At 57.6% G+C, this 26,316-nt stretch carries 28 protein-coding genes and 1 other annotated feature; of the genes, 17 read left to right on the top strand and 11 right to left on the bottom strand.

Annotation, left to right across the window (positions count from 1 at the left end):
* The first annotated feature begins 221 nt into the window (after positions 1-221).
* Positions 222-644 carry a putative T6SS immunity periplasmic lipoprotein gene (locus HF675_RS18190; protein ID WP_187043541.1) on the top strand — a complete coding sequence of 141 codons (423 nt, stop codon included), beginning with the start codon at positions 222-224 and terminating at the stop codon, positions 642-644.
* A 34-nt stretch (positions 645-678) separates the two neighbouring features.
* Here HF675_RS18190 and HF675_RS18185 read toward each other — a convergent pair whose 3' ends face one another.
* Both HF675_RS18185 and HF675_RS18180 read right to left on the bottom strand, forming a co-directional pair.
* Positions 679-2,022, bottom strand: coding sequence for an NCS2 family permease (locus HF675_RS18185; protein WP_111737623.1), 1,344 nt, complete (start codon positions 2,020-2,022; stop codon positions 679-681).
* Between the two features lie 69 nt (positions 2,023-2,091).
* Positions 2,092-3,879: an adenine deaminase gene (locus HF675_RS18180; protein ID WP_187043540.1), complete on the bottom strand. Its 1,788-nt coding sequence runs from the start codon at positions 3,877-3,879 to the stop codon at positions 2,092-2,094.
* A 138-nt stretch (positions 3,880-4,017) separates the two neighbouring features.
* Here HF675_RS18180 and HF675_RS18175 point away from each other — a divergent pair, with 138 nt between their 5' ends.
* Complete coding sequence (locus HF675_RS18175) at positions 4,018-4,950, top strand: LysR family transcriptional regulator (protein ID WP_187043539.1); 933 nt, start codon at positions 4,018-4,020, stop codon at positions 4,948-4,950.
* A gap of 75 nt (positions 4,951-5,025) precedes the next feature.
* On the opposite strand, the gene HF675_RS18170 is transcribed toward HF675_RS18175, so the two are convergent.
* From HF675_RS18170 to HF675_RS18160, 3 genes are all read right to left on the bottom strand, one after another.
* Positions 5,026-5,229, bottom strand: coding sequence for an HHA domain-containing protein (locus HF675_RS18170; RefSeq protein ID WP_015671220.1), 204 nt, complete (start codon positions 5,227-5,229; stop codon positions 5,026-5,028).
* A gap of 59 nt (positions 5,230-5,288) precedes the next feature.
* Positions 5,289-5,657, bottom strand: a complete 369-nt coding sequence (gene tomB / locus HF675_RS18165) for an Hha toxicity modulator TomB (protein WP_105230044.1) — start codon at positions 5,655-5,657, stop codon at positions 5,289-5,291.
* Positions 5,658-6,032: 375 nt separating this feature from the next.
* A complete protein-coding gene (locus HF675_RS18160) occupies positions 6,033-6,386 on the bottom strand; it encodes a hypothetical protein (RefSeq protein WP_105230045.1) in 354 nt (117 codons plus the stop codon).
* A 256-nt stretch (positions 6,387-6,642) separates the two neighbouring features.
* Between HF675_RS18160 and HF675_RS18155 the strand changes: the two genes are divergently transcribed.
* Genes HF675_RS18155 through HF675_RS18140 form a run of 4 tightly spaced genes read left to right on the top strand, consistent with a single transcriptional unit; the run spans position 6,643 to position 9,244 of the window.
* Positions 6,643-6,789, top strand: a complete 147-nt coding sequence (locus tag HF675_RS18155) for a hypothetical protein (RefSeq protein ID WP_158684784.1) — start codon at positions 6,643-6,645, stop codon at positions 6,787-6,789.
* Complete coding sequence (locus tag HF675_RS18150; protein WP_187043538.1) at positions 6,786-7,490, top strand: metal ABC transporter ATP-binding protein; 705 nt, start codon at positions 6,786-6,788, stop codon at positions 7,488-7,490. Before HF675_RS18155 ends, HF675_RS18150 begins: the two co-directional genes overlap by 4 nt.
* Entirely contained in the window at positions 7,487-8,353 is an 867-nt protein-coding gene (locus HF675_RS18145; protein ID WP_105230047.1) for a metal ABC transporter permease, read from the top strand. The genes HF675_RS18150 and HF675_RS18145 overlap by 4 nt, the downstream gene beginning before the upstream one ends.
* A gap of 15 nt (positions 8,354-8,368) precedes the next feature.
* Positions 8,369-9,244 carry a metal ABC transporter substrate-binding protein gene (locus tag HF675_RS18140; protein ID WP_105230048.1) on the top strand — a complete coding sequence of 292 codons (876 nt, stop codon included), beginning with the start codon at positions 8,369-8,371 and terminating at the stop codon, positions 9,242-9,244.
* 99 nt (positions 9,245-9,343) lie between these two features.
* Here the strand turns inward: HF675_RS18140 and ykgO are convergent, their stop codons facing one another.
* From ykgO to sdeX, 4 genes are all read right to left on the bottom strand, one after another.
* Positions 9,344-9,484 (bottom strand): type B 50S ribosomal protein L36, encoded by a 141-nt coding sequence (ykgO, locus tag HF675_RS18135; RefSeq protein WP_004940304.1) that lies wholly within the window; start codon positions 9,482-9,484, stop codon positions 9,344-9,346.
* 9 nt (positions 9,485-9,493) lie between these two features.
* Positions 9,494-9,748 carry a type B 50S ribosomal protein L31 gene (locus HF675_RS18130; RefSeq protein WP_015671227.1) on the bottom strand — a complete coding sequence of 85 codons (255 nt, stop codon included), beginning with the start codon at positions 9,746-9,748 and terminating at the stop codon, positions 9,494-9,496.
* A 150-nt stretch (positions 9,749-9,898) separates the two neighbouring features.
* A complete protein-coding gene (gene sdeY, locus HF675_RS18125; protein WP_187043537.1) occupies positions 9,899-13,045 on the bottom strand; it encodes a multidrug efflux RND transporter permease subunit SdeY in 3,147 nt (1,048 codons plus the stop codon).
* Positions 13,046-13,062: 17 nt separating this feature from the next.
* Positions 13,063-14,247: a multidrug efflux RND transporter periplasmic adaptor subunit SdeX gene (gene sdeX / locus HF675_RS18120; protein WP_105230050.1), complete on the bottom strand. Its 1,185-nt coding sequence runs from the start codon at positions 14,245-14,247 to the stop codon at positions 13,063-13,065.
* A gap of 142 nt (positions 14,248-14,389) precedes the next feature.
* Here sdeX and acrR point away from each other — a divergent pair, with 142 nt between their 5' ends.
* Positions 14,390-15,052, top strand: a complete 663-nt coding sequence (gene acrR, locus HF675_RS18115) for a multidrug efflux transporter transcriptional repressor AcrR (protein ID WP_105230051.1) — start codon at positions 14,390-14,392, stop codon at positions 15,050-15,052.
* A gap of 36 nt (positions 15,053-15,088) precedes the next feature.
* Positions 15,089-15,442: a DsrE/DsrF/TusD sulfur relay family protein gene (locus HF675_RS18110; RefSeq protein ID WP_105230052.1), complete on the top strand. Its 354-nt coding sequence runs from the start codon at positions 15,089-15,091 to the stop codon at positions 15,440-15,442.
* A 14-nt stretch (positions 15,443-15,456) separates the two neighbouring features.
* On the opposite strand, the gene rsmS is transcribed toward HF675_RS18110, so the two are convergent.
* Both rsmS and priC read right to left on the bottom strand, forming a co-directional pair.
* Positions 15,457-15,633: a pleiotropic regulatory protein RsmS gene (gene rsmS / locus HF675_RS18105; protein ID WP_105230053.1), complete on the bottom strand. Its 177-nt coding sequence runs from the start codon at positions 15,631-15,633 to the stop codon at positions 15,457-15,459.
* A 151-nt stretch (positions 15,634-15,784) separates the two neighbouring features.
* On the bottom strand, positions 15,785-16,321 hold the full coding sequence (priC, locus tag HF675_RS18100; protein WP_105230054.1) for a primosomal replication protein PriC: 537 nt from the start codon (positions 16,319-16,321) through the stop codon (positions 15,785-15,787).
* Between the two features lie 130 nt (positions 16,322-16,451).
* Here priC and HF675_RS18095 point away from each other — a divergent pair, with 130 nt between their 5' ends.
* From HF675_RS18095 to HF675_RS18055, 9 genes are all read left to right on the top strand, one after another.
* Positions 16,452-16,832, top strand: a complete 381-nt coding sequence (locus HF675_RS18095; RefSeq protein WP_111738101.1) for a DUF454 family protein — start codon at positions 16,452-16,454, stop codon at positions 16,830-16,832.
* Positions 16,833-17,041: 209 nt separating this feature from the next.
* Positions 17,042-17,593, top strand: a complete 552-nt coding sequence (apt, locus tag HF675_RS18090) for an adenine phosphoribosyltransferase (protein ID WP_105230056.1) — start codon at positions 17,042-17,044, stop codon at positions 17,591-17,593.
* A gap of 147 nt (positions 17,594-17,740) precedes the next feature.
* Complete coding sequence (gene dnaX / locus HF675_RS18085; RefSeq protein ID WP_187043536.1) at positions 17,741-19,690, top strand: DNA polymerase III subunit gamma/tau; 1,950 nt, start codon at positions 17,741-17,743, stop codon at positions 19,688-19,690.
* Positions 19,023-19,087, top strand: a sequence feature (DnaX frameshifting element). It overlaps the preceding gene by 65 nt.
* Before the next feature lie 42 nt (positions 19,691-19,732).
* Positions 19,733-20,062 carry a YbaB/EbfC family nucleoid-associated protein gene (locus HF675_RS18080; RefSeq protein ID WP_105230058.1) on the top strand — a complete coding sequence of 110 codons (330 nt, stop codon included), beginning with the start codon at positions 19,733-19,735 and terminating at the stop codon, positions 20,060-20,062.
* A complete protein-coding gene (gene recR / locus HF675_RS18075; protein ID WP_015671237.1) occupies positions 20,062-20,667 on the top strand; it encodes a recombination mediator RecR in 606 nt (201 codons plus the stop codon). Before HF675_RS18080 ends, recR begins: the two co-directional genes overlap by 1 nt.
* Positions 20,668-20,809: 142 nt before the next feature.
* The gene (gene htpG, locus HF675_RS18070; RefSeq protein ID WP_172606307.1) at positions 20,810-22,675 is read left to right on the top strand and encodes a molecular chaperone HtpG; all 1,866 of its coding nucleotides are present in this window, start codon (positions 20,810-20,812) and stop codon (positions 22,673-22,675) included.
* A gap of 311 nt (positions 22,676-22,986) precedes the next feature.
* Positions 22,987-23,631, top strand: coding sequence for an adenylate kinase (adk, locus tag HF675_RS18065; RefSeq protein ID WP_105230060.1), 645 nt, complete (start codon positions 22,987-22,989; stop codon positions 23,629-23,631).
* Between the two features lie 163 nt (positions 23,632-23,794).
* Entirely contained in the window at positions 23,795-24,928 is a 1,134-nt protein-coding gene (locus HF675_RS18060) for a sugar diacid recognition domain-containing protein (RefSeq protein WP_187043535.1), read from the top strand.
* Positions 24,929-25,047: 119 nt separating this feature from the next.
* Entirely contained in the window at positions 25,048-26,313 is a 1,266-nt protein-coding gene (locus tag HF675_RS18055) for a GntP family permease (protein ID WP_105230062.1), read from the top strand.
* Positions 26,314-26,316: the final 3 nt, after the last annotated feature.

The raw sequence follows: 26,316 nt of genomic DNA, 5'->3' as shown, positions 1-26,316 counted from the left end.
GAGGGCCTCATGGCCCTCTTACCGCTGTAAATATGCCACAGTCTCCGCCCTGTGTTTCGTTGCCGCCCTTGTCCGTTATCAGTCATCCTCTCCCAAATACGTTGGTTTAAAAAACATGTAATGCAATGAATTAACGTGAAAATGTTAGTTTTACGCGGATTGACAGCGGCTGAAGAAAATCATCTTATAGCGCCACGTTTTTTACCCAAAGGTAACCTGCGATGAAGAAATCTTTCTTGTGTTTGTTGGCCGTGACGATGTCTGGCTGTCAACTGGGCGATCCGCGGCCGCCAATGGAGCGGGCCGCAGTTAGCGTCGTAGCGAATCAGGTATGCATCAGGGTGCAACCGGAAGGTGATGAAACGATCGGTGCTATTTATATTGAGGAAATAGGCAACGTCAGCCACAAAATGGATAAGCGGTTCGGGGAAAACGACAGCGGGCGGCTGGCCGTGTCGGCGGATGATTGCGTGCCCACGCAGGGCTATCAGTTTACGCCGGGCCGGGCATACAACGTTGCCGTCGAACTCTATTCGGCCAGTAAGGCGAAAAATTACATCGCTCCTCACCGGCGCGATTTTGCCGTGCAACTTTCCGTATGGCGGGATAACCGTGGTGTGCTGCAGGCGGCGCCGCAGTATTAAACCACGGCATCGGCCTGCGCCGATGCCGCTGAGATTAATGCCTGACCAGCGTAGCGAAGTAGTAGACCAGCGGGATTGCCAGCAGATACAGGCCTGCCGGCACCTCGCGCCATTTCCCGGCGATCGCCTTGATAATGATATAAAACAGCAGCCCGCCGGCGATTCCGGTGCCGAAGCTGTTGGCGATCAGCGTGATCATCACCATCATCAGCACCGGCAGGCCGTCGGTAAAGTTGGCTAAATCGACCTTGCGCAGTCCGCTGAACATATTCAACCCGATCAAAATCAGCGCCGGGGCGGTCGCCTCTTTGGGGATCATCAACGCTACCGGGGTAAAGAGCAGCATCAGCAGGAACATGACGGCGGCGGCGAGCGAGGTCAGCCCGGTCTTACCGCCGGCTTCAGCGGCGGCGGAAGATTCGATCAGCGCCGTTGCCGCCGGAATACCGACCCAGGGACCCAGCGCGGCGGCGATGGAGTCCACCATAAAGGGGCGGTTGATCTGCGGCATATTGCCGTGTTCGTCCAGCAGACCAGCTTCGCCGCCGACCGCCAGCGTGGTGCCCATGGTAGAGAAGAACTCGGAGGCAAAAAAGACGAACAGGAACGGCAGGAAGGCGATATTCAGCGCCCCCAGCATATCCACCTGCGCCCAAACCGGCGTCAGCGCGTGCGGCGCGGCGATAAAACGGGCGGGCAATTGGGTGACGCCGAACGGAATGCCGATCAGCGTGGCGAACAGTATCGCCCACAGGATAGCGCCGGGAATTTTTCTTGCCTGCAGGGCGATGGCTAAAAACAGCCCGGCCAGCGCCACCAGCGCGCCCGGCGCGGTGAAATCCCCCAGCATCAGGGCGTTGGATTTGGCGTTGGCCAGCACCAGCCCGGCGTTACGAAAGCCCAGCACGGCGACGAACAGGCCGATTGACGCGGTCAGACCTAGCTTTATCGACTGCGGTACGGAACGGGTCACCACTTCCCGCAGCCCGAACAGGGTCAGCGCAAAAAACAGGATACCTGACCAGCAGGCGATCCCCAGCCCGATCTGCCAGCTGATGTCCTCACTGCCGGCCAGCGTCACGCCGACCAAGACCGAACCGCCGATGCCCGGCCCGACGATAAACGGCAGGTTGCCGTAAAACGCCATCAGCAGCGTACCGGCGACAAAGACCAAAATCGTACCGGTGGTTGCCGCGCCTTTATCCATGCCGCCAACCGCCAGCAGGCCGGGGATCACCACCAGCAGGTAGGCGGCCGCCAGAAAACCGGTGACGCCCGCCAGGCACTCGCTTTTAACCGTACTGCGCCGGGCGTGCAGTTGAAAACGTCGTTGTAACCAGCTCCCCGGTGCTGGAGCATTCACTGAATTATCGGCCATTTAAGGCTCTCCTGTTTTGTAACCCGAACCGTGACGGCCGGGTAGGCATCATCATTATTATGTTTATTTTCAGGCCGGCGTTTCCCAGCAGGCGACCAGCGGATCGACAATCTGCCGCGTGGTGCCGTCGGTCAGACCAAGATCGGTCAGGTGCGGCCCGGCGTTACAGGCCAGACAGGTGCCCTCGATGGCCTTGAAGACCCGGTAGGGCGGTTCCCAGTCGGCGATTTTGGCGCTAAGGTCGCGCAGGTTTTTGAACTGCTGCGCGAGTTCGGCCGACGGCAGATCCGACAGCATACCGGCGATAGGCATGGCGACCTGCGCCAGTATTTCGCCGTTCTGGCTGAGTGCCATGCCGCCGCCGCTGGCGATCAGCGCGTTGGCCGCAATCGCCATATCCTGCGGATCTCGCCCCAGCACCACCAGGTTATGCGAGTCGTGAGAGTAGCTGGTGGCGATGGCGCCGCGCAGCTCTCCCCAGCCTTCCAGCAGCGCCAGCTGCGGTATCGCCTGATGGCGACCGTGACGGTGCTGCACCCAGATCAGGCTGAAGCCGGCCGGCAGCTGTACCTGGCCGTCACGCACCTCCACCGTGGTTTCACCCCACTGGGTAAAGCGCGCGCCTTTGATATGGCGCAGCGTGGCCTGCCCGTGCCTGATGTTTGGCACCTTCAGGACAAACGCCTGTGCCGCCGGCGGCGCCAGGCGCAGGGTATCGCGCGGTACGCTGAGCTGCGGATTGTCGGCCACCGGCGTCAGCATTTTGCCGTGCTGGGCGCTGCAGCGCCCGGAAACGTATACCCGGCGGGCGCAAAGCTGTTCCAGTGTGTCAAACACCACCAGATCGGCGCGTCGCCCGGCGGCGATCAGCCCCAGATCGTTGCGTTGCAGGCGGATGGCGGCGTTAAGCGTTGCCATCCTCAGGGCGTCAGTTGACGGCAGGCCGTGCTCGATCAGCATATTCAGCAGGGCGATAATGCCGCCTTTTTCCAGCAGCGTATCCGGCGGAACGTCATCGGTGCAGACGGTGATCTGGGACGACAGGTGCGGCAGGCTTTTCAGCACCGCGACGATATCCGGCAGCAGATAAGGGTGAGAGCCGCGAATTTCCAGGGTCAGGCCGGCACGCAGTTTTTCCAGTGCGTCATCAGCCGAGGTCAGCTCATGGTCGGAGGTGACGCCGGCAGCGAGGTACGCCTGCAGCTCAGCACCGCTCAGGCCGCGGGCATGGCCTTCAATCAGTTTGCCGCTGTTGAGGCCGGCGCTTAAGATCTCCATCATCCGTTCGCTGCCGTTGAGCACGCCGTGCATATCCATCACTTCGGCGACGCCGGCCACCTCTGGCCAGCCCAGCATGGTTTCCATTTCCTGGCCGGCAAAATCCGCCCCGGACATCTCCAACCCGGGCGTTGACGGCACGCTGGACGGCGCTGCGCAAATGACCCGCAGCGGCAGATCGCGGCTGGCGTCAATGGCGTAACGTACGCCGGCGACACCGAGTACGTTGGCCAGCTCATGCGGGTCCCAGAAGATGGTGGTGGTGCCTTGTGCGACAACGATTTCCGCGTAGCGCGCCGGCGGTAAATGGGAGCTTTCAACGTGCACATGGGTATCGATCAGCCCCGGGCTGAGATAGGCGCCGTTTAAATCATGCGTATCGTGTGCGGCGGAGAAGGCGCCGCAGGGGTGTACGCTGGCAATCAGCACGCCGACGATGCCGACATCGGCCGGGCGAATTTCGCCGGTAGCCATATCGACGATGCGGGCGTTGGTCAGCAACAGATCGAACGGCGTTTTCCCCAGCGCGGCGGCAATGGCGCGTTGACGTTCGTGGAGGCTGACGGAGGAGGAGGCCATGATAATTACCCTGAAAAATGACAGGGCTGTTACTCTAGGGGGGAGCGCGGAGTTTGCACAGATGATTTATTTTATCGCGCGATAAGAAACGTTTATGCTGTAGCAAACGTTTACCCCGTAATGTGGCGGACAGTTGCGATGTTTGAACCCTGGCGCCGGCTTCCCGCGCTTTCCCTGAAACAGATTCAGTATTTTGTCACACTGGCCAGGCTGCGGCATTTTACCGATACCGCGCACCGCTTGGCGATCAGTCAGCCGGCGCTGAGCAGTGCGTTACGACAGATAGAATCGGTGCTGGGCGGACGGCTGGTCAATCGCACCGCGTCGGCGGTGACATTAACCGAGCTGGGAGCCGCGATTTTGCCGCATGCCGAACGATTGCTGAATGTGGCGCAGGCGTCGTTTGATGATATGCAGAAAATTATGCTGGACGGGGGCGACGGTACGCTGCGTATCGGCCTGGTGCCGTCGGTGGGCAGCCTTTTGTTTCCCGCGGTGCCGCAATTATTGATGCAGTATTTTCCCCGTTTGCGCGTGGAATATCACGATCAGACCAATGATTCTTTATTGACGCAGTTGGACAACGGGCAGATTGACTTCGGCATTGGCGCTCTTGACCGTTCGGTACCGGCGACGCTGGAAATTCACCCGTTGCTGGAAGACCCGTTTATCGTGGTGGCGCATCGCGACGATCCCCTGGCGGAATCTCATCATGTGCCCTGGCGACAGTTAATCGGCCGGGATATTGCGCTCTTTTCCAAAGGGAACGTCAGCCGGTTGGTGACGGCGCTGGCGGAAACCCATCGGCTTAATTTCACCCCCCGTTATCAGGTCGATTTTCTGGAGACCTTATATGGGCTGGTGCGTTCGCAATTAGCGGTGGCCATTTTGCCGCAGTTGTATACAACGCATTTGCATGATGATGAATTAGCGCTGGTCCATTTACAACAGCCGTTGCTGAGCCGCAGTGTCGCACTGATGCGCGCCAGGCAGGGAATACGCTCACCGTTAATTGAAGAGTGCTTCCAATTAATCCTGCAGAACTTTCAATGTCAAAACCGAGACGGTTAAAAATAAGAAAATAGCCAAAGGGGATTTATCATTGAGGCCGATAGCGGCATCGGCTCAACGCAGTTGAACGACTGATTATCTTACATATTTCCAAACAGACGTTGGGATTTTGTCGTACAGCTTATTCATGGTGAGTTCCGCCAGACGGTGATCGGCTGCGGAGTAAAACAGTTCTAGCTCATCATCGGATAGCGCGTACTTGTTTTTTTCAATCACTCTCTCAAGAGTATCTATAGTGGTGCATTTACGTAAACGCATCAGATAGTCGGTTTTTGTCATGATAGCCTTATAGTCATTAATCTTATTTAAACAGTTAAATATTTGGGGGTAATTATCCCCTAAGTTTTCATTTTCGTACAGCAAACCTCTCCTGAGAACATTCTGAATAATCGCAGTTTGGTTTTTTGCCAACGGCGCAGATCGGAATCGTTAATACCGTAGTTACTAAATAACGTGTAGGTATCGTCGAGATACTCTTCGACCAATTCTGAAAAATCACTTTCATCCATGTATTTTATTTTATAACTCATCACAAACGAAGCAATATGTTCGATCAGTTCATTCAGTTGCAGGTTGACGGCCGATGTCGGATCGTTGACCCAGCCGTGGTGACTGTCGCCCAACGTCGCGATGCCTTCATCGTACAAATTTTCACACAAGAATTTGAGTTGAGCAATATCATGCCGTTTCGGCGAGTACTCATCCATATCATCTCCTCCGCAAATCTTAATTTCTGGGTGACCGCACTTGGTGAGTAGATGGATTGATGTCATTAACGGATACAGTTTATACCCGGCATGCTTCAAGTTGCAGCTATGTTGACGCACTCGGTTACCCGAATCACTTACCTGAGCAGGTCCATCGGGATTTGTTCCCTTGCCGCCTTCCTGTAACTCGAATTATTTAGGGCATATAAACTTTCCGTATAACCCCTTTACGTTTGAAACCGCAACGCCGTTGCCTGGCATGAAACATCAAGTTAATCCGGCGACGAGATGATTTTCTCGCTGTTGCATCAATTATTCCAGATATTTTAAATATAAAACATTTCGCCGCGTTCGGCCTGTCATTATTACGTAAACTTACAATTCATCGGCAGGTGACGGAGGCGTGTTATCGATTATATCAAAAATTAATCCTTGTGGAACCTGGGTGAATCGAACGCTGCCGTTGACGGTTTCTTGTGTATTGATATCCAGACAGGCATTAAAAATGTGCCACTGGTAACGATAACTCATTGAATAATCTAGGCCGGACAAATTTTGAATATCAAGTATTTCTAATGAACCATCGACATAGCGCGCATTTTCAGAATAATAGCGCAGCTCGCTGGTGAGTAAGGGAGCCAGTTCTGTACGTTTCTCATTAATGACGCTTTTTAATTGATCTGCTGAGGCTGGTGCCGTTTCCAGGGTACATGCCAAGGTGATATGCATAAATTCTTACCGTTTACTCTATTATTTTTCCATTTTACGCCATTTCCAATACGGCGTTGGCACTCTTTGTGTTCTCTTCATTTTTTCCGTGTACGCAGGGGCTAAACCTGGCTGAACGTCCGTTCTAATGGCCTGTGATGGATACGCTTCCGCCGTGTTTGGCCGGCGATAGCTTTTCCTGATGCAAAACGGCGGCGGCTTGAGTTATCTTTGTTTGTGTGATGTTATATTATAACATTTGCATAAGGTGACCAGTATGTCCCAACATTCTCCTGAACGTAATCTGAAACCGGCGGTGAACGTCAGTGTTTTCACCGTCTCGGCCGCTCGTCGTTGCCTGGCGGTTGTATTGTTGCTGGCTGTTTTGTGGCTGGCCATCGCCTGGGCGGTGGCGCTGCCATGATCGCGTTGCATCAGGCGACCGTCGGCTATGGCGACCTTCCGCTGTTTCCTCCGTTAAGCGGACATTTTGCCTCCGGCTCACTGACGGCGGTAATCGGCGTGAACGGCGCTGGTAAATCTACGCTGCTGAAAACCATTGCCGGACTTCTGCCGCTGCAGGGCGGCTCACTGAAGTTCAGCCCCCATCCACCGCCGGCGATCGCCTATTTGCCGCAGCAGCTTGAACTTGATCGCCAGTTTCCCATTACGGTAGGCGACCTGGTGGCGATGGGGTGCTGGCGGCGAAGCGGCATCTTTGGCGCGGTCAAGCGGGCGCAGCGGCAATGTATTACGGAGGCGCTGGAAACGGTAGGTATGACGTCGCTGGTGCACAGGCCGCTTAATGCGTTATCAGGCGGGCAGTTGCAGCGGGCGCTGTTCGCCCGCCTGCTGGTACAGCAAACGCCGTTGATTCTGCTCGATGAGCCTTTTACCGGCATTGATACTGCGACGACCGGGCTGCTGCTGCGGGTGATTGAACAATTACACCGGCAGGGAAAAACGCTGATCGCCGTACTGCATGATATGGCAATGGTGGCCGACCATTTTCCACAGGCGTTGCTGCTGAGCGCGCAGCACTGCCGCTGGGGAACTGCAGACGAAGTGCTGACGCAAGGCCGTGTGGGCAATACGGTGACATATCGGCAGGCGGTCACGCCATGATGCTGCTTCACCTGCTGGCGGATCCCTTTACTTCGTTTGGTTTTATGCGCCGTGCGTTGGTCGCCTGCCTGGCGCTGTCACTGAGCAGCGCGCCGTTGGGGGTATTACTGCTGCTGCGGCGTATGAGCCTGGTGGGTGATGCGTTGTCGCATGCGGTGTTACCGGGGGCGGCCATCGGCTATCTGATCTCCGGTATGTCGCTGGTGGCGATGGGCGCCGGCGGGTTTGTCGCCGGGCTGGCGGTGGCGATGCTGTCCGGCGTGGTCAGCCGACGTACGCCATTAAAGGAAGACGCCAGCTTTGCCGGGTTTTATCTAGGTTCGCTGGCGTTGGGCGTCACCCTGGTTTCGCTGCGTGGCTCCAGCGTGGATCTGTTACACGTGCTGTTCGGCTCGATTTTGGCAATCGACGCTCAGGCAATGGTCATGGTGGGGGCGATCGCCACGCTGTCGCTGCTGATGTTGGCGGCGCTGTACCGCGCGCTGGTGATTGAGGCCTTTGACGTAACCTTTCTGCGCGTCAGCACGCCGCGCCGGCAGGCGCTGATCCACGGCGTATTTCTGGCGTTGGTGGTACTTAATCTGGTGGCGGGCTTTCAGATCCTCGGCACATTGATGTCGGTGGGGGTGATGATGCTGCCTGCCGCCAGTGCGCGTTTTTGGGCACGCGACTTGCCACAAACGCTGCTGGTTTCTATGGGACTGGCGATGTTTGCCTGTCTGGTCGGGCTGATCGGCTCCTATTATGCGTCGCTGCCGGCTGGGCCGTCGATTGTGTTGAGCGCCAGTCTTGTCTTTTTCATTTCAGTATTGTTTGGCGCGCACGGCGGGATATTTCCCGTAGTGCGGCGTCGTTTGGCGTAATGGCAAGGAGAAAATATGAAACCTTTATCAATCGTTTTGGTGGCATCGTTATTGGCCAGTCCGGCGGCAATGGCGAAAACCGTGGAGGCCGTCGCCAGTTTTTCCGTTCTGGCGGATATCGTTAAACAGGTGGGCGGCGAGCACGTTAACGTGGTGTCACTGGTCGGGCCGAATGGCGATCCGCACGCGTTCCAGCCGTCGCCACGGGACAGCAAGGCCCTGAAGCAGGCCGACGTGGTGTTTGTTAGCGGGCTGGGGCTGGAGGGATGGCTGGACCGGCTGGTTAGCGCTTCGGGCTACCAGGGGCCGGTGGTTATCGCCTCGGAGGGGATCGATACGCGTCACATGGAGGAAGAGGGGAAGCAGGTTACCGACCCGCACGCCTGGAACAGCATGAAGAACGGCGTCCGGTACGCCACCAATGTGATGAATGCGCTGGTGGTTGCCGACCCGCAGGACGCTGACTATTTTCGTCAGCGTGGCAAAGCCTACGTACAGCAACTGCAACAGTTGGACAGCTGGGCCAAGAGTGAGTTTGCGACAGTTGCGCCTCAGCGGCGTAAGGTACTGACCAGCCATGATGCCTTCGGCTATTTTGGCCAGGAATATGGCGTGACCTTCCTTGCACCGGTAGGTTTTTCAACCGAATCGGAGGCCAGTGCCAGCAAGGTTGCCGGCTTAATCGAACAAATTAAACATGAGGGCGTACACAGCTATTTCATTGAGAATCAGACCGATCCCCGCCTGGTGAAGCAAATTGCGGCAGCAACCGGCGCCAAGGCCGGTGGTGAACTGTATCCGGAGGCGTTATCCGATGACCGAGGGCCAGCTTCTTCCTATGTGAAAGCGTTTAAACACAATGTCAATGCGATGGTTGCCGGTATGAAATAACCTTTCCGCGCCCTGTGCCAAACGGGGCCGGAACTTGCCGGCACAAAAAAAAGCCCCGCAAACGGCTGTGGGGCTTTGGCGACAGATGAGGCACTATGGTTAACGCTTTTTCTTACGCCCCTGTACCGCTTTAAAGCGCGGATTGGACTTACAGATCACATAGATGCGGCCGCGGCGGCGCACAACTTTGCAATCCGGGTGGCGATTCTTCGCCGAACGCAATGAACTTAAAACCTGCATGTTGATCCCTTATTTGCTGCCGATAAAGCGGCCGAAACGCTGTTGGAAACGTGCGGTGCTGCCTTCTTTCGAGAACTCTTTCTGCTTGCCGGTGTAATACGGATGTGAAGCAGAGGAGACGTCAATGGTGACGTAGGGCAGCGTTTCGCCTTCGAACTCCACGGTGCGATCGGTTTTGATGGTCGACCCTATTTTGAAGTAGCTATTGGCGCTCAGATCGTGGAAGACCACCGGGCGGTATTGCGGATGAATGTCGGGTTTCATGATAGGCTCCATTTGATATGTTATATCATAACAAATATTATGCGCCGCTTGCCGGTTACGATCAAGTGCAAAATAGGTGAAGGAAAAGGGAAGGAAACGCTAGGCAAAAAAAAGGCCGCTTGCGCGGCCTTGGTGTTAACTTAAATGCGATTAACGATGTTCAACCGGATGGCTGTGCTCGATATCTTCAGACTTCTTGGTGAAGCGGCGGCGTACCACCACGAAGAAGACCGGAACAAAGAAGATAGCCAGTACGGTGGCGGTAATCATCCCGCCCATTACGCCGGTACCTACCGCGTTCTGAGCGCCGGAGCCAGCGCCGGAGCTGATAACCAGCGGCAGTACCCCGAGGATAAACGCCAGTGAGGTCATCAGGATTGGGCGCAGACGCATGCGTACCGCATCCAGCGTCGCCTCAATCAGGCCCTTACCTTCTTTTTCCATCAGATCCTTGGCGAATTCGACGATTAATATCGCGTTCTTCGCCGATAGCCCAATGGTTGTCAGCAGGCCCACCTGGAAGTAAACGTCGTTGTTCATGCCGCGCATTGTGGCGGCCAGCAGTGCGCCGATAACCCCGAGTGGCAGAACCAGCATGACCGAGAACGGAATTGACCAGCTCTCATACAGCGCTGCCAGACACAGGAACACCACCAGAATCGAGATCGCGTACAGTGACGGCGCCTGGTTACCGGACAGACGTTCCTGATAGGACATACCGGTCCAGTCGTAACCTACGCCGCTTGGCAGTTTCGACGCCAGCTCTTCCATCAGGTTCATGGCTTCACCGGTACTCTTACCTGGCGCAGCCTGGCCGAGGATCTCCATAGACGGCAGACCGTTATAACGTTCCAGACGTGGTGAACCGTATTCCCATTTGGCGCTGGAGAAGGCGGAGAACGGCACCATCTGACTGGATTCGCCGCGGACATACCATTTATTGATATCTTCCGGCAGCATACGGTACGGCGCATCAGACTGTACGTACACTTTCTTCACACGACCGCGGTCGATGAAGTCGTTGACGTATGAGCCGCCCAGTGCGGTGGTCAGCGTATTGTTGATGGTGGTCAGGCTGACGCCCAGCGCCTTGGCTTTCTCCTGGTCGACGGTCAGTTTGAACTGCGGCGTATCTTCCAGGCCGTTAGGACGCATACCGACCAGCATATCCGGGTGCTGTGCGGCCATGCCCAGCAGTTGGTTACGCGCTTCGGTCAGTTTTTCGTGGCCTAAACCGCCCTGGTCAATCAGTTCGAAGTCAAAACCGGTCGCGGTGCCCAGCTCGATAATCGCCGGCAGGTTGAATGGAATCACCATCCCGTCTTTGATTTTGGAGAAGGCGGCCATCGCACGGCCGGCAATTGCCTCGACCTTGTTCTCGCTGCCCGGACGTTCGTTCCAGTCTTTCAGGCTGACGAATGACAGGCCGTTGTTCTGGCCGTTACCGTTAAAGCCGAAGCCGGCAACGGTAAACACTGACACCACGTTATCTTTTTCTTTGGTCAGGAAGTGGTCGGTAACCTCTTCCAGCACTTTCGCCGTACGTGCTTCCGTCGCGCCGGCAGGCAGCTGCACCATGGTCAGCAGAATGCCCTGGTCTTCATCCGGCAGGAATGAAGAAGGCAGACGCAGGAACAGGAACGCCATGCCCACGACGATCAGCAGGTAAATCAGCAGATAACGACCGGTGCTGCGCAGAATGTTGGCCACGCTGTCGGTGTAGTGGTGCGTGCTCTTTTCGAACATGCGGTTGAACCAGCCGAAGAAGCCGGTCTTCACTCCGTGATCGCCTTTCGGGATCGGTTTGAGCATGGTGGCGCACAGCGCAGGCGTCAGGATCATTGCCACCAGCACCGACAGCGCCATCGCGGAAACGATGGTGATCGAGAACTGACGGTAGATGGCGCCGGTAGAACCGCCGAAGAAGGCCATCGGGATAAATACCGCAGACAGCACCATAGCGATACCGACCAGCGCGCCCTGAATCTGCCCCATCGATTTCTTGGTGGCTTCTTTCGGCGGTAGCCCTTCCTCGGACATCACACGCTCGACGTTTTCCACCACCACGATGGCGTCATCCACCAATAGGCCTATCGCCAACACCATGCCGAACATCGTCAGGGTGTTTATCGAGAAGCCGAACGCCGCCAGGATGGCGAACGTACCCAGCAAGACGACCGGCACCGCGATGGTTGGAATCAGCGTAGCGCGGAAGTTTTGCAGGAACAGGTACATTACCAGGAACACCAGCACGATCGCTTCAAACAGCGTTTTCACCACTTCGTTAATGGAAATTTTAACGAACGGCGTGGTGTCGTACGGATAGACCACTTTCATTCCCTGCGGGAAGAACGGCTGCAGTTTGCCCAGCTCGGCTTTGACCGCCGCGGCGGTGTTCAGCGCGTTGGCGCCGGTCGCCAGTTTGATACCCAGGCCGGCGGCCGGTTTGCCGTTGTAGCGTGCGGTTACGGCGTAGCTTTCCGCGCCGCGCTCAATGCGCGCCACGTCCTGCAGGCGCACCTGTGAACCGTCGCTGTTCACCTTCAGCAGAATCTTACCGAACTCCTCCGGCGTCTTCAGACGGGTCTGCGCGATGATGGAGGCGTTAAGCTGCTGGCCTTCTACCGGCGGCATGCCGCCCAGCTGACCGGCAGCGATCTGGTTGTTCTGCTCGGTGATGGCGCTGGTGACATCGGTGGTCGTCAGCTGGAAGTTGTTCAGCTTGTTCGGGTCCAGCCAGACGCGCATTGCGTACTGGGCGCCGAACAGCTGCACTTCACCCACGCCGGAAGCACGGCTGATCGGGTCTTTGATGTTGGAGGCCACGTAGTCGGCAATGTCATCCTGAGTCATGTTCGGATCGTCGGAAACGAAGCCGGCCACCATCAGGAAGCTACTGCTGGATTTCTCTACTTTCAGACCTTGTTGCTGTACTTCCTGCGGCAACAGCGGGGTTGCCAGCGACAGTTTGTTCTGAACCTGTACCTGCGCGATGTCAGGATCGGTGCCGGAATCAAACGTCAGCGTGATTTGCACGCTGCCGGAGGAGTCACTGGAGGAGGACATGTACATCAGATTATCGATACCGTTCATATTCTGTTCGATAATCTGCGTAACGGTGTCCTGCACCGTGGTGGCATCCGCGCCAGGGTAGGTGGCGGAGATGGTCACCGCCGGCGGTGCGATAGTCGGATACTGCGCAATCGGCAGTTTCATTATCGCAAGCACCCCTGCCAACATCACGATGATGGCGATTACCCAGGCGAAAATGGGGCGATCTATAAAGAACTTAGCCATGTATTACCGGCTCCTTTTTATGACTTCTGCGCGTCAGCCTGCGGCTGTTTTTGCGCCTGAGTGTCAACTTCTTGTGCTTTTACCTGCATGCCTGGCTTGGTCGTCATCAGACCGGTGACGATCACGCGGTCGCCGGATTTCAGACCGTCGGTAACCAGCCATTTGTCGCCGATGGCCTGGTCAGCCTGCAGGGTACGCATTTCAACCTTGTTGTCGGCACCGACCACCAAAGCGGTAGCCTGACCGCGCGGGTTGCGCGTCACGCCCTGCTGTGGCACCAACAGCGCGTTGCTGCGTACGCCTTCATCCAGACGGGCGCGCACGAACATGCCGGGCAGCAGCTGGTCGTTCGGGTTAGGGAATACCGCGCGGATGGTGATGGAACCGGTGGTTTCATCGACGGTGACGTCGGAGAACTCCAGGGAACCTTCCTGTGCGTATTCTTGACCGTTTTCCAGCAGCAGCTTGACTTTTGCCTTGCCGTTTTCCTGTTTCAGGGTGCCGTTAGCCAGCTCCTGTTTCAGACGCAGGAAATCGTTGCTTGACTGCGTGACGTCGACATACATCGGATCCAGCTGCTGTACGGTGGCCAGCGCGGTGCTCTGCCCGGTCGTTACCAGCGCGCCTTCGGTCACAGAGGACTTGCCAATGCGGCCGGAAATTGGCGAGGTCACCTTGGTGTAAGCCAGATTGATGCGGGCGGTTTCCACCGCGGCCTTGGCGGCCAGCACTGCGGCGTTGTTTTGCTGCAGGGTGGAGGTAGCGGTATCGTAATCTTGCTTACTGATGTAGTTGGTACCCAGCAATGGTTTGTAACGGTTGACGGTTAAACGTGCGATTTCCGCCGCGGCCTGTGCTTTGGCCAGATCACCTTTGGCACTGTTGTAGTTGGCCTGGTAGGTGGCAGGATCGATTTGATACAAAGATTCGCCGGCCTTGATATCGCTGCCTTCGACAAAGTTACGTTTCAGGATGATGCCGCCGACCTGAGGGCGAACTTCGGCGATGCGATATGCAGCGGTGCGGCCAGGCAGGTCGGTTGTCATATTGAGAGGCTGTGCCTTCAAGGTAACCACGCCCACTTCGGGTGCCTGTTGAGCGCCTTGCTGTTGGGCTTCTTTATTATCACATCCTGTAAGCGCTAAGCTGCCGGAAAGCATCAGAACTGCCGCCAGAGGCGTTAACCCTCTGTTTTTGTTCATAGAAAGACCTCAAGTGTCCGATTTCAAAATGATCAATGGATCACAAGCGCGCAAACCCATTGCTGCGTTAATTTTATGTGCGTGCTATGGTACATACATTCGCAAATGTATGTAAATCACGCTCCCCCGAAAAAACAATGCCATGGCACGAAAAACCAAACAGCAGGCGCAAGAAACCCGACAACAGATTCTCGACGCTGCGGTGCGAGAATTTTCCGAGCGCGGCGTTTCCGCCACGTCGCTCACAGATATTGCAACGGCAGCCGGGGTGACGCGCGGTGCGATTTACTGGCATTTCAAGAATAAGGTAGACCTGTTTAACGAAGTTTGGGAATTATCAGAGTCGAAAATAGGCGACCTTGAAATAGAGTATCAGGCAAAGTTTCCTGATAATCCACTGAGGATTTTACGTGAAATCCTCATTTATGTCCTGACGGCGACGGTGGACGACGTACGCCGCCGCGCTCTGATGGAGATTCTCTTTCATAAATGTGAGTTTGTCGGCGAAATGATGCAGCTGCATGACATTCACAAAGTTTTATACCTCGAAAGTTACGATCATATTGAAAGCGTGCTGCGCAGCAGCATGCGCTGCGGTCAGCTGCCGGCCGATCTGCATACCCGGCGCGCGGCGGTTATTTTACGCGCTTACGTCACCGGTTTGATGGAAAACTGGCTGTTTATGCCGGAAACCTTCGATCTGAAGGGGGAGGCGGCGGCGCTGGTCGATGCGTTTATCGAAATGGTGCAGTATTGTCCGACGCTGCGCGTTAAACCGTCCGATTGTGCGGCGCTGACTTCCTGAATATACGCCGGGCCGAGCCTGGGTTAAGGAGAAGTGATGTCATCTATCGTGTTGGTCGCCAGCGGCGCAGCCTATGGCCAGGAATCCCTGTTTAACGCGTTACGCCTGGCGATCGCGCTGAAAGAACAGCAGAGCGCGCTGGAGCTGAAGATTTTTCTGATGTCCGATGCGGTGGTGGCCGGCATTGCCGGGCAGCAGCCGCATGAGGGCTATCATTTGCAGCAGATGCTGGAAATTCTGACGGCGCAGCAGGTGCCGATCAAACTGTGCAAGACCTGTGCCGATGCGCGCGGCGTCAGCCGCTTGACGCTGACCGACGGCGTGGAGATTGGCACGCTGGTGGAACTGGCGCAGTGGACGCTGGCGGCAGAGAAGGTGCTGACGTTTTAAGCGGCGTCGTCGCCTCAGCTTTCCGGCAGATAAGGCGAGGTGACGCCGGTGCGCTGCAGTTTTTCCTGATAGTCCCGTTTAACAATATCCAGCGCCGCCAGCGCGGTGGCTGGATCGATCTCGTTACACTCCAGCAGGTAAATCAGGTCTACCGCCAGCTGTAATTCCGGTGAAGCATTTTCTAGGGACATAAATCCAACGTTTAATTCAATGAGTAAATATATCCGGCATGGTCGTGCCTAATATGTCGGAAAATAACGGGAAGCTACCCGTGAGCAAGCATTGAGTATAGTGAAGGACGGCCGCCGCCGGGCATTTTCCTTCAAATATTGTGACAAATCTTCAAAAACCGTTTTCTTTACGCTCAATGCCGCGCTCGATGCGCGTCAGCGCTTGACGACAGCGCATCAGGCGTCCCTCCAGCGCCGCCACTTCCTGCTGCAGCTTGCGCTGCGCCGCCAGCGTGGTCTGAGCGCCGAGTAAACTTTCCCGGTCCTGAATCATGGCGATCAGCCGACGTTCATAATCCTGATGTTCCGCCAGCTTGTGATACAGATCTTCCTCTTTTGCCGCTTTGGGCTGGTTTTTACGCCGCAGCGCCTGCGTCGCCAGTTCGCGTTGCAGCGCGGCGATCTGTGCCACCAGCTTTTCCGCCAGAAACGCCACCTGCGGCGTACGGCTTTCACTGACCGCGGTTTGCAGTTGCGCAAAGTTGTGCTGAATCTGCGCCAGATAGTCGCGCAGCCGCGTGCCTTGGTGGCTGAACAGCGCACTGTCGAAGCGGGCCTGCGGGATCGGCGCGTCGCCGTGCGGCGAAACCTCGCCGGCCAGTTGGGCGATCTGCTGTTCCAGAACCTGTATCAGTCGGTGTGTGCTCACGGTGGTGTGTCCTAACGGGCGTTATCGGGTTAGCCGCTATAGTACCCGAAAGCGGCGGCGGCAGGGGAATGTTACCTCGCCGGCCCGGAGCGGTGGTAAAGTGGAGGCTGCATGGCGAAGGGGGAAAATGATGGCGCGTTGGCTGTTGATTGTGGTCGGTTGGCTGGCGGTGGTACTGGCGACGCTCGGCGTGGTGTTGCCGCTGCTGCCGACGACGCCATTTTTACTGCTGGCGGCCTGGTGTTTTGCGCGATCCTCACCGCGGTTTCACCACTGGCTGCTGTATCGCTCCTGGTGCGGCGGCTATCTGCGCCACTGGCAGCAGCATAAGGCGCTGCCGCCCGGCGCCAAATGGAAGGGGATGCTGCTGAGCACGCTAACCTTCGCCGTATCGATCTGGCTGGTGAACATCGGCTGGCTGCGACTTCTGCTGTTGCTGATGTTGATCGCGCTGCTGATTTTTATGTGGCGTCTGCCGGTTGTTGATCTGCCACAAGAAAAACGGCGCTGAACGCCGATTATGATGGGCAGAACGGACGGGCAAGGGCAGGCCGAAAGCAAGGGACGGTTGCATTTGTGCGTCAGTTTGCATAAATTTGAGCGTTTTCGTGCGCGGGTTACCTCCTTATTTTACTTTTTCCAGGGCATCCTCCCTTAGAGGCGCTCCGGATTTCAGGCGTCCCGCGTTCCAGTTTTAAGCAGTTTTATCAGGCAATAATTATGACCGCTACTGCGCAGCAGCTTCAGTTTATTAAAGACAGTATCAAAACCATTCCGGATTACCCGAAGCCGGGCATACTGTTCCGTGACGTCACCAGCCTGCTGGAGAATCCACTGGCTTATGCTTCCAGCATCGAACTGCTGGTCGAGCGTTATCGCGATGCAGGCATCACCAAAGTGGTTGGTACCGAAGCGCGTGGTTTCCTGTTTGGCGCGCCGGTGGCGCTGGCGTTGGGCGTGGGCTTTGTGCCGGTACGTAAACCGGGCAAACTGCCGCGTGCCACGCTGAGTGAAAGCTATGAGCTGGAGTATGGCACCGACCAACTGGAAATTCACACCGACGCCATCGAAGCCGGCGACGTCGTGCTGGTGGTGGACGATCTGCTGGCGACCGGCGGCACCATCGAGGCCACCGCCAAGCTGATCCGCCGCCTGGGCGGCGAAGTCAAAGATGCGGCGTTTATCATCAATCTGCCGGATCTCGGCGGCGAAGCGCGGCTGAACAAGCTGGGCATCGACTGCTACTGCCTGGTGAATTTCGCCGGCCACTGATTGACGGCGGTTACCCGCCCGGCATGTTTCTCGCCGTTGTTGGCTGATGCACGGCGGCTTGAAGATGCAATGCGTATATCGGCCTCGCGGATTGACGCGGGGCTGTGTTAGCATGACCCTCCAGATTACTCGACTTCTCCGGTATTAATGAGCTATCAGGTTCTCGCCCGTAAGTGGCGCCCTCAAACGTTTGCAGATGTTGTCGGACAAGAACATGTCCTGACGGCGCTGGCTAACGGCCTCTCGCTGGGGCGGATTCATCACGCCTATCTGTTCTCAGGCACGCGCGGCGTGGGTAAAACCACCATCGCCCGCCTGCTGGCCAAAGGCCTGAACTGTGAAACCGGCATCACCGCCACGCCGTGCGGTCAATGCGATAACTGCCGCGAGATTGAGCAGGGGCGTTTTGTCGACCTGATTGAAATCGACGCCGCCTCGCGCACCAAAGTGGAAGACACCCGCGATCTGCTGGATAACGTGCAGTACGCGCCGGCGCGCGGCCGCTTCAAGGTCTATCTGATCGATGAAGTGCATATGCTGTCGCGTCATAGCTTCAACGCGTTGCTGAAAACGCTGGAAGAGCCACCGGAGCACGTCAAATTCCTGCTGGCGACCACCGATCCGCAGAAATTGCCGGTGACCATTCTGTCACGCTGCCTGCAATTCCATCTGAAAGCCCTGGACGTTGAACAGATCCGCAATCAGCTGGAGACGGTGCTGCAGGCCGAGAGCATCACCAGCGACGCGCGTGCGCTGCAATTGCTGGCGCGCGCCGCCGACGGCAGCATGCGTGACGCCCTGAGCCTGACCGATCAGGCGATCGCCATGGGGCAGGGGCAGGTTACCGCCGCCACCGTCAGCCAGATGCTCGGCACGCTGGACGACGAGCAGCCGCTGGCGATCCTTGAAGCGTTGGTGACCGCCGACGGTGAAAAGGTGATGGCGCAGGTGGCGCAGGCCGCTTCGCGCGGCGTCGACTGGGAAAACCTGCTGGTGGAGACGCTGGCGCTGCTGCACCGGATTGCCATGGTGCAACTGCTGCCGTCGGTGCTGGATAACCATTACGCGGCGATTGAGCAGCGGCTGCGCGAGCTGGCCCGCACGTTGCCGCCGACTGACGTACAGCTGTATTACCAAACGCTGCTGATCGGCCGTAAAGAACTGGCCTACGCGCCGGATCGCCGTATGGGCGTCGAAATGACGCTGTTGCGCGCGCTGGCGTTTCATCCCAAGGCATTGATTCCGGAGCCGGTCGCCAGTGCGCCGGTGGCCGTTCAGGCACCGCAAGCGCCACAAGCACCGCAGGTGCAGCACATGCAAGATGCGCCGCCGCCGTTGGGCAGCAGCGCACCACCGCAACGCGCGGCGGCAACATCATTACCGGATGCCACCGCGCAGTTATTGAAAGCGCGCACCCAGTTGCAGCGGCAACAGGGGGCATCCACCGCAAAAAAGAGTGAGCCGGCGGCGCCAGGAAGAGCGCGGCCGGCAAACTCAGCGCTGGAGCGATTAGCTTCCGTGACTGAGCGCAGCCAGCAGCGTCAGGCGGAAAAGATCGTGCAGCGGAAACCGGCCAAGCCGGAAGCTTACCGCTGGCGTGCGCAAACCGAGCCGGAAGCCGCGCCTGAGCCGGTCGCCACGCCGAAGGCGCTGCGCACCGCGCTGGAACATGAAAAAACGCCCGAACTGTCGGCTAAACTGGTGGCAGAGTCGATCGAACGCGACGCCTGGGCGGCGGAAATCGATAAGCTTAACATTCCCAAACTGGTGCAGCAGCTGGCGTTAAACGCCTTTAAAGAGCAGCAGGCACCCGGAAAAATTTGTCTTCACCTGCGGCCGACGCAGCGCCATCTGAATTCGCCTTCGGCGCAGAAGGCGCTCAGCGAGGCGCTCAGCGAGCTGCACGGCGGCCCGGTTGAGCTGACGGTGGTGGAAGACGAAAACCCGGCGGAGCGTACTCCGCTGGAATGGCGGCAAGCCATTTATGAAGAAAAACTGGCGCAGGCGCGTCAGTCTATCGTTGCGGATACCAACATTCAGACGCTGCGTCGGTTCTTCGATGCGGATTTGGATGAAGAGAGTATTCGCCCCCTTTAATCGCTGCGCACCCTGCGCGGCCCATTGCTACGAGAGACGACTATGTTTGGTAAAGGCGGTCTGGGCAACATGATGAAGCAAGCCCAGCAAATGCAGGAAAAAATGCAGCAGATGCAGGAAGAAATCGCCAAATTGGAAGTAACTGGCGAATCCGGCGCTGGCCTGGTGAAAGTGACGATTAACGGGGCGCACAACTGCCGCCGCGTGGAGATCGATCCAAGCCTGATGGAAGACGACAAAGAGATGCTGGAAGATTTGATCGCCGCTGCGTTCAATGACGCCGCGCGTCGCATCGAAGAAACGCAGAAAGAGAAAATGGCGTCGGTCTCCAGCGGCATGCAACTGCCGCCTGGCTTTAAGATGCCATTCTGATGCAAACCAGTCCGCTGCTGGAGTCATTGATGGAGGCGCTGCGCTGCCTGCCGGGCGTAGGCCCGAAATCGGCGCAGCGTATGGCGTTCCAACTGTTGCAACGGGATCGCAGCGGCGGTATGCGTTTGGCGCAGGCGTTGACCCGCGCCATGTCGGAAATCGGCCACTGCGCCGATTGCCGCACCTTTACCGAGCAAGATGTCTGCACCATCTGCGCCAATCCGCGCCGCCAGCAAAACGGCCAGATCTGCGTGGTGGAGAGCCCGGCGGATATCCACGCCATTGAGCAGACCGGCCAGTTTGCCGGCCGCTACTTTGTGCTGATGGGGCATCTGTCGCCGCTGGACGGCATCGGCCCGGCCGATATCGGCCTCGACCGGCTGGAGCAGCGGCTTGAGCAGGAGGAGATCGCCGAGGTGATCCTGGCGACTAACCCGACGGTCGAAGGGGAAGCCACCGCCAACTACATCGCAGAGATGTGCGGTCAGTACGGCGTGCTGGCCAGCCGCATCGCCCACGGGGTGCCGGTTGGCGGCGAGCTGGAAATGGTCGACGGCACCACGCTGTCGCATTCGCTGGCCGGGCGTCACGCTATCAAATTCTGACGTTTGCCGTTAACGGGATGCGCGACGCATCCCGTTTCTGCATAAAAACTTCCTCCCAGCCGCTTGAAAAACCACGCGCTTATCCCCATCTGATACTCATTGTTCGTTTTGGTACCAATTGTCTTTGAGGTAATCGATGAGTATGAAAGGCCAAGAAACCCGCGGATTTCAGTCTGAAGTCAAACAGCTGCTGCATTTGATGATTCATTCGCTGTATTCCAACAAAGAAATTTTTCTGCGCGAGCTGATTTCCAACGCTTCCGACGCCGCGGATAAACTGCGTTTCCGCGCGCTTTCCGCGCCGGAACTTTACGCGGGCGACGGCGACCTGCGCGTTCGTCTGTCTTTCGACAAAGACCAGCGTACGCTGACCATCTCTGATAACGGCATCGGCATGAGCCGCGACGAGGTTATTGAGAACCTCGGCACCATCGCCAAATCCGGCACCAAGGCGTTTCTGGAGTCCATCGGCTCCGATCAGGCGAAAGACAGCCAGCTGATCGGCCAGTTCGGCGTGGGCTTCTACTCGGCGTTTATCGTCGCCGATAAAGTCACCGTGCGCACCCGCGCCGCAGGCGCCGCCGCCGATGAGGGCGTGTTCTGGGAGTCGGTCGGCGAAGGCGATTACACCATTGCCGATGTCACTAAAGAAGATCGCGGTACCGAAATCACCCTGCATCTGCGTGAAGGCGAAGATGAGTATCTCGACGCCTGGCGTCTGCGTTCGGTGATCGGCAAATACTCTGACCATATCGCGCTGCCGGTTGAGATTGAAACCAAGAACGAAGAAGACGATACCGTCACCTGGGAGAAGGTCAACAAGGCCCAGGCGCTGTGGACCCGCAGCAAGTCGGACGTGACCGACGACGAATACAAAGAGTTCTATAAGCACATCGCCCATGACTTCAGCGATCCGCTGAGCTGGAGCCACAACCGGGTGGAAGGCAAGCAGGAGTACACCAGCCTGCTGTATATCCCGGCGCAGGCACCGTGGGATATGTGGAACCGCGACCATAAGCACGGGCTGAAGCTGTACGTGCAGCGCGTGTTCATCATGGACGATGCCGAGCAGTTTATGCCGAACTATCTGCGCTTTGTGCGCGGCCTGATCGACTCCAACGATCTGCCGCTCAACGTCTCGCGTGAAATTCTGCAGGACAGCCGCGTAACCCAGAACCTGCGCAGCGCGCTGACCAAACGCGTGCTGCAGATGCTGGAAAAACTGGCGAAAGACGACGCAGAAGCCTATCAGAAGTTCTGGCAGCAGTTCGGGCTGGTGCTGAAAGAAGGCCCGGCGGAAGACGCCAACAACAAAGACGCCGTCGCCAAGCTGCTGCGCTTTGCCTCTACCCATGGCGACAGCTCGGCGCAGACCGTGTCGCTGGAAGAGTACATCAGCCGCATGGGCGAAGGGCAGGATAAGATCTACTACATCACCGCCGACAGCTATGCCGCTGCCAACAGCAGCCCGCATCTGGAACTGTTCCGCAAGAAAGGCATCGAGGTACTGCTGCTGTCTGACCGCATCGACGAATGGATGATGAGCTACCTGACCGAATTTGACGGCAAGGTGTTCCAGTCGGTCAGCAAGGCGGATGAAGCGCTGGAAAAACTGGCGGATGAAACCGAAGAGCAGAAAGAAGCGGAAAAACAGCTGGAGCCGTTTATCGATCGTGTGAAAACGCTGCTGGGCGAGCGGGTGAAGGACGTGCGGCTGACGCACCGCCTGACCGATACGCCGGCAATCGTCACCACCGATGCGGATGAAATGAGCACCCAGATGGCGAAACTGTTCGCCGCTGCGGGCCAGCAGGCGCCGGAAGTGAAATATATTTTCGAGCTGAATCCGGAGCATGCCTTGGTCAAACGCGCATCCGACGTGGGCGATAACGAACAATTTGCCGAGTGGATCGATCTGCTGCTGGATCAGGCGCTGTTGGCCGAACGCGGCACGCTGGAAGATCCGAACCTGTTTATCCGCCGGATGAACAAACTGCTGTCAGCATAATTCTGATTTATACCTAAACCTTCCGGGGCCGCGGCGTTATGCGCTGCGGCCCTGTATTTCTGCGGTCTGCTGGCGCTCCGTTCCTGGCATATGACGATCGGTGCGTGGTTTGGCGGAGAATGTAACCCTTTCATTTTTATGCCGTTGGCTGTTTATTGGCCGCAATCGATTTCCTGCTGTGCCTTGAGCCGGCCACCGCTAAAATGGTATGGTTGAGCGTTTTCGCAATTTTAATATAAAAACTTATACCCGATAGATTCCGGCCGCGGGCCTGGGATGCGAAGGGGATACATAGCAAGGGGATTTACGCAATGCGTATCATTCTGCTGGGCGCTCCGGGCGCTGGTAAAGGTACTCAGGCTCAATTCATCATGGAGAAATACGGCATTCCGCAAATCTCCACCGGTGATATGTTGCGCGCAGCCGTGAAGGCTGGCACTGAACTGGGCAAGCAGGCGAAAGAAATTATGGATGCCGGCAAGCTGGTCACCGACGAGTTGGTTATCGCTCTGGTGAAAGAGCGTATCGCCCAGGAAGATTGCCGTAACGGCTTCCTGCTGGACGGTTTCCCACGCACAATCCCGCAGGCTGACGCGATGAAAGAAGCCGGCATCAAGGTGGATTACGTGCTGGAGTTCGACGTGCCGGACGAACTGATCGTTGAGCGCATCGTTGGCCGCCGCGTGCACGCGCCGTCCGGCCGCGTGTATCACGTGAAATTCAACCCGCCGCAGGTGGAAGGCAAAGACGACGTGACCGGTGAAGAGCTGACCACGCGTAAAGATGACCAGGAAGAAACCGTGCGCAAACGTCTGGTGGAATACCATCAGCTGACCGCGCCGCTGGTGTCTTACTACCGTAAAGAAGCCGATGCGGGCAACACCCAGTATCACAAGATCGACGGGACCCGTCAGGTGAGCGAAGTCAGCGCCGAGCTGGCGACCATCCTGAACTGATTCGCCTTTCGTCGATATATAACGCCGGCTGATGTCCGGCGTTTTTTTTTGCCTTTTTTTCTTATGAAATGTGATCCGTCTGGCTTTGTGCTTGAACTGATGTTTAATTCTCCGCGGCGAATAACGTATAACAGCCCACACTTCAGTTTTCAGGAAGAAGCGCATGCTAAGACCGACCAATTTCTTGGAAGAATCCACCGCCCGCCAAATCGTCCAGCGCGCGATGGGCATTATCGCCTACTCGGTGAATGTGATGGACAACAACGGCGTCATTATTGCTTCCGGCGACGCCTCGCGCCTGTTCCAGCGCCATGAAGGAGCGGTGCTGGCGCTGACGGAGAACCGCGTGGTGGAGATTGACGTCGCCACCGCCGCCCACTTAAAAGGCGTGCAGCCGGGGATTAACCTGCCGTTCTGTTTCCGCAATCAGCGGGTGGGGGTGATCGGTATTTCCGGCGATCCGCTGCAGGTGCGCAACTATGCGGAGCTGGTCAAAATGGCGGCGGAGCTGATGGTCGAGCAGGCGGCGCTGCTTGACCAGCATCAGTGGGAGAAGCGTTACCGCGAAGAGCTGGCCAACCAGCTGCTGCAGGGGACGGGAGACCGGGCGGCGCTGGAGGCAATGGCCGCTTATCTGGGGTTGGATTTGCTGCAGCCGCGCATCGTGTGGATTATTGAGCTGCACGATCGGCAGCCGCATCTGCTGCGTGAACTGCTTAATGAGCTGGAGAGCGGCCAGCGTGAAGCGCTGATCGCCATGACCGGCCTCAACGAACTGGTGCTGCTGCGCCCCGCCAGCTGGCTGCAGGGAGGCTGGAGCCAAAAGCTGGAGCGTAAGCAGGCGCAGGCGCTGCAGGCCCGGCTGCAGCAGCGTTTCAACGTGCGGCTGATCGTTGGCGGTTACTTCGCCGGCGAAGAGGGCGTTTTTCGTTCCGGGCTGACGGCCCGCGCCACCCAGGCGATGGCGCGGCGGCTGAAGCTGCGTCATAAATCGCTGTTCTATGACGACTACCCGCTGCCGTCGCTGCTGTGCGACATGTGCGAAGACTGGCGGGCGCTGGAGCTGAGCAAGCCCTGGCGCATTCTGAGCGAACAGGATGACAAAGGGGTGTTGCGCCACACCCTGCGGCAATATTTTTCGCGGAACTGTGATCAGACGCAGACCGCGTTGCAGCTGCATATCCACGTCAACACGCTGCGCTATCGCCTGCAGCGTATCGAAGCCATTACCGGTTTAAAAATCAACGTATTGACAACAGCGCTGCAGCTCTATATCGGCATGCTGCTCAATGAGTAAATTGTGTAAACCCACAACTAACCGGTGTTCTGACCGCTGATTTTTTGTTGCTTCCTCTCAAGTTAACCGCCCCGGCGCGGCATATGTTGGTCTGACACCAACAACGGGGAATAACAATAATGACAACGGTATCCACATTGGGCGCACTGGTGGCGCTAGTCGTCGCCATCGTCCTGATTCTACGCAAGGTTCCACCCGCATACGGCATGATCGCCGGCGCCTTGGCCGGCGGGCTGTGCGGCGGCGCCGATCTGGTCGAAACCGTCACGCTGATGATCAGCGGCGCTCAGGGTATCACCAACGCGGTGATGCGCATCCTGGCGGCCGGCGTACTGGCGGGGGTGCTGATCGAATCCGGGGCGGCGCACACCATTGCCGAGACCATCGTGCGTAAAGTCGGCGAAACCCGCGCGCTGCTGGCGCTGGCGGTGGCTACACTGATCCTGACGGCGGTCGGCGTATTTATCGATGTGGCGGTGATCACCGTGGCGCCGATCGCACTGTCGATAGCGCATAAGGCCGGGATCTCGCGGGTGGCGATCCTGTTGGCGATGATCGGCGGCGGTAAGGCCGGCAACGTGATGTCGCCGAACCCGAATACCATTGCCGCCGCGGATAATTTTCATCAGCCGCTGACCTCGGTGATGATGGCGGGCATCGTGCCCGGCCTGTGCGGGCTGCTGGTGGCTTATCTGCTTGCCAAACGGCTGAGCAACACCGGCAGCATGGTGATCGCGGAGGAACTGACTTCTCAAAGCGAAGGCGCCCGTCCCGGTTTTTGGGTTGCCATCAGCGCGCCGCTGATCGCCATTTTGTTGCTGTCGCTGCGGCCGATCGCCGGTATCGCCATCGATCCGCTGATTGCCTTGCCGGTAGGGGGATTGGTTGGCGCGCTGCTGATGGGGCGTATCCGCCAGTGCAATCAGTTTATGGTGTCCGGCCTGAGCCGGATGGCGCCGGTGGCGATCATGCTGCTGGGGACGGGCACGCTGGCCGGGATTATCGCCAACTCGCAGCTAAAGGACGTGCTGATTAACACGCTGACGCATACCGGACTGCCGGCCTGGCTGCTGGCGCCGCTGTCAGGGGCGCTGATGTCGATGGCGACCGCCTCGACCACCGCCGGCACCGCCGTCGCTTCCGGCGTTTTCAGCACGACGCTGCTGGAGCTGGGGGTCAGCGGCCTGGCGGGGGCGGCGATGATTCATGCCGGCGCCACCGTGCTGGATCACCTGCCACACGGCAGTTTTTTCCACGCCACCGGCGGCAGTGTCAATATGTCGGTGCATGAACGCCTGAAGCTGCTGCCGTATGAAACGCTGGTGGGCTTCACCATTGCGGCGGTTTCCGCGCTGATGTTCGGCGTATTTAATCTGGCAGGATAAGGA

The sequence above is a fragment of the Serratia sp. JUb9 genome (assembly GCF_014298095.1).
In the GTDB taxonomy this organism is placed as follows: domain Bacteria; phylum Pseudomonadota; class Gammaproteobacteria; order Enterobacterales; family Enterobacteriaceae; genus Serratia_B; species Serratia_B rhizosphaerae.
Note: the sequence above shows the minus strand (reverse complement) of the source record. Positions and strands in the feature narration are given on the sequence as shown.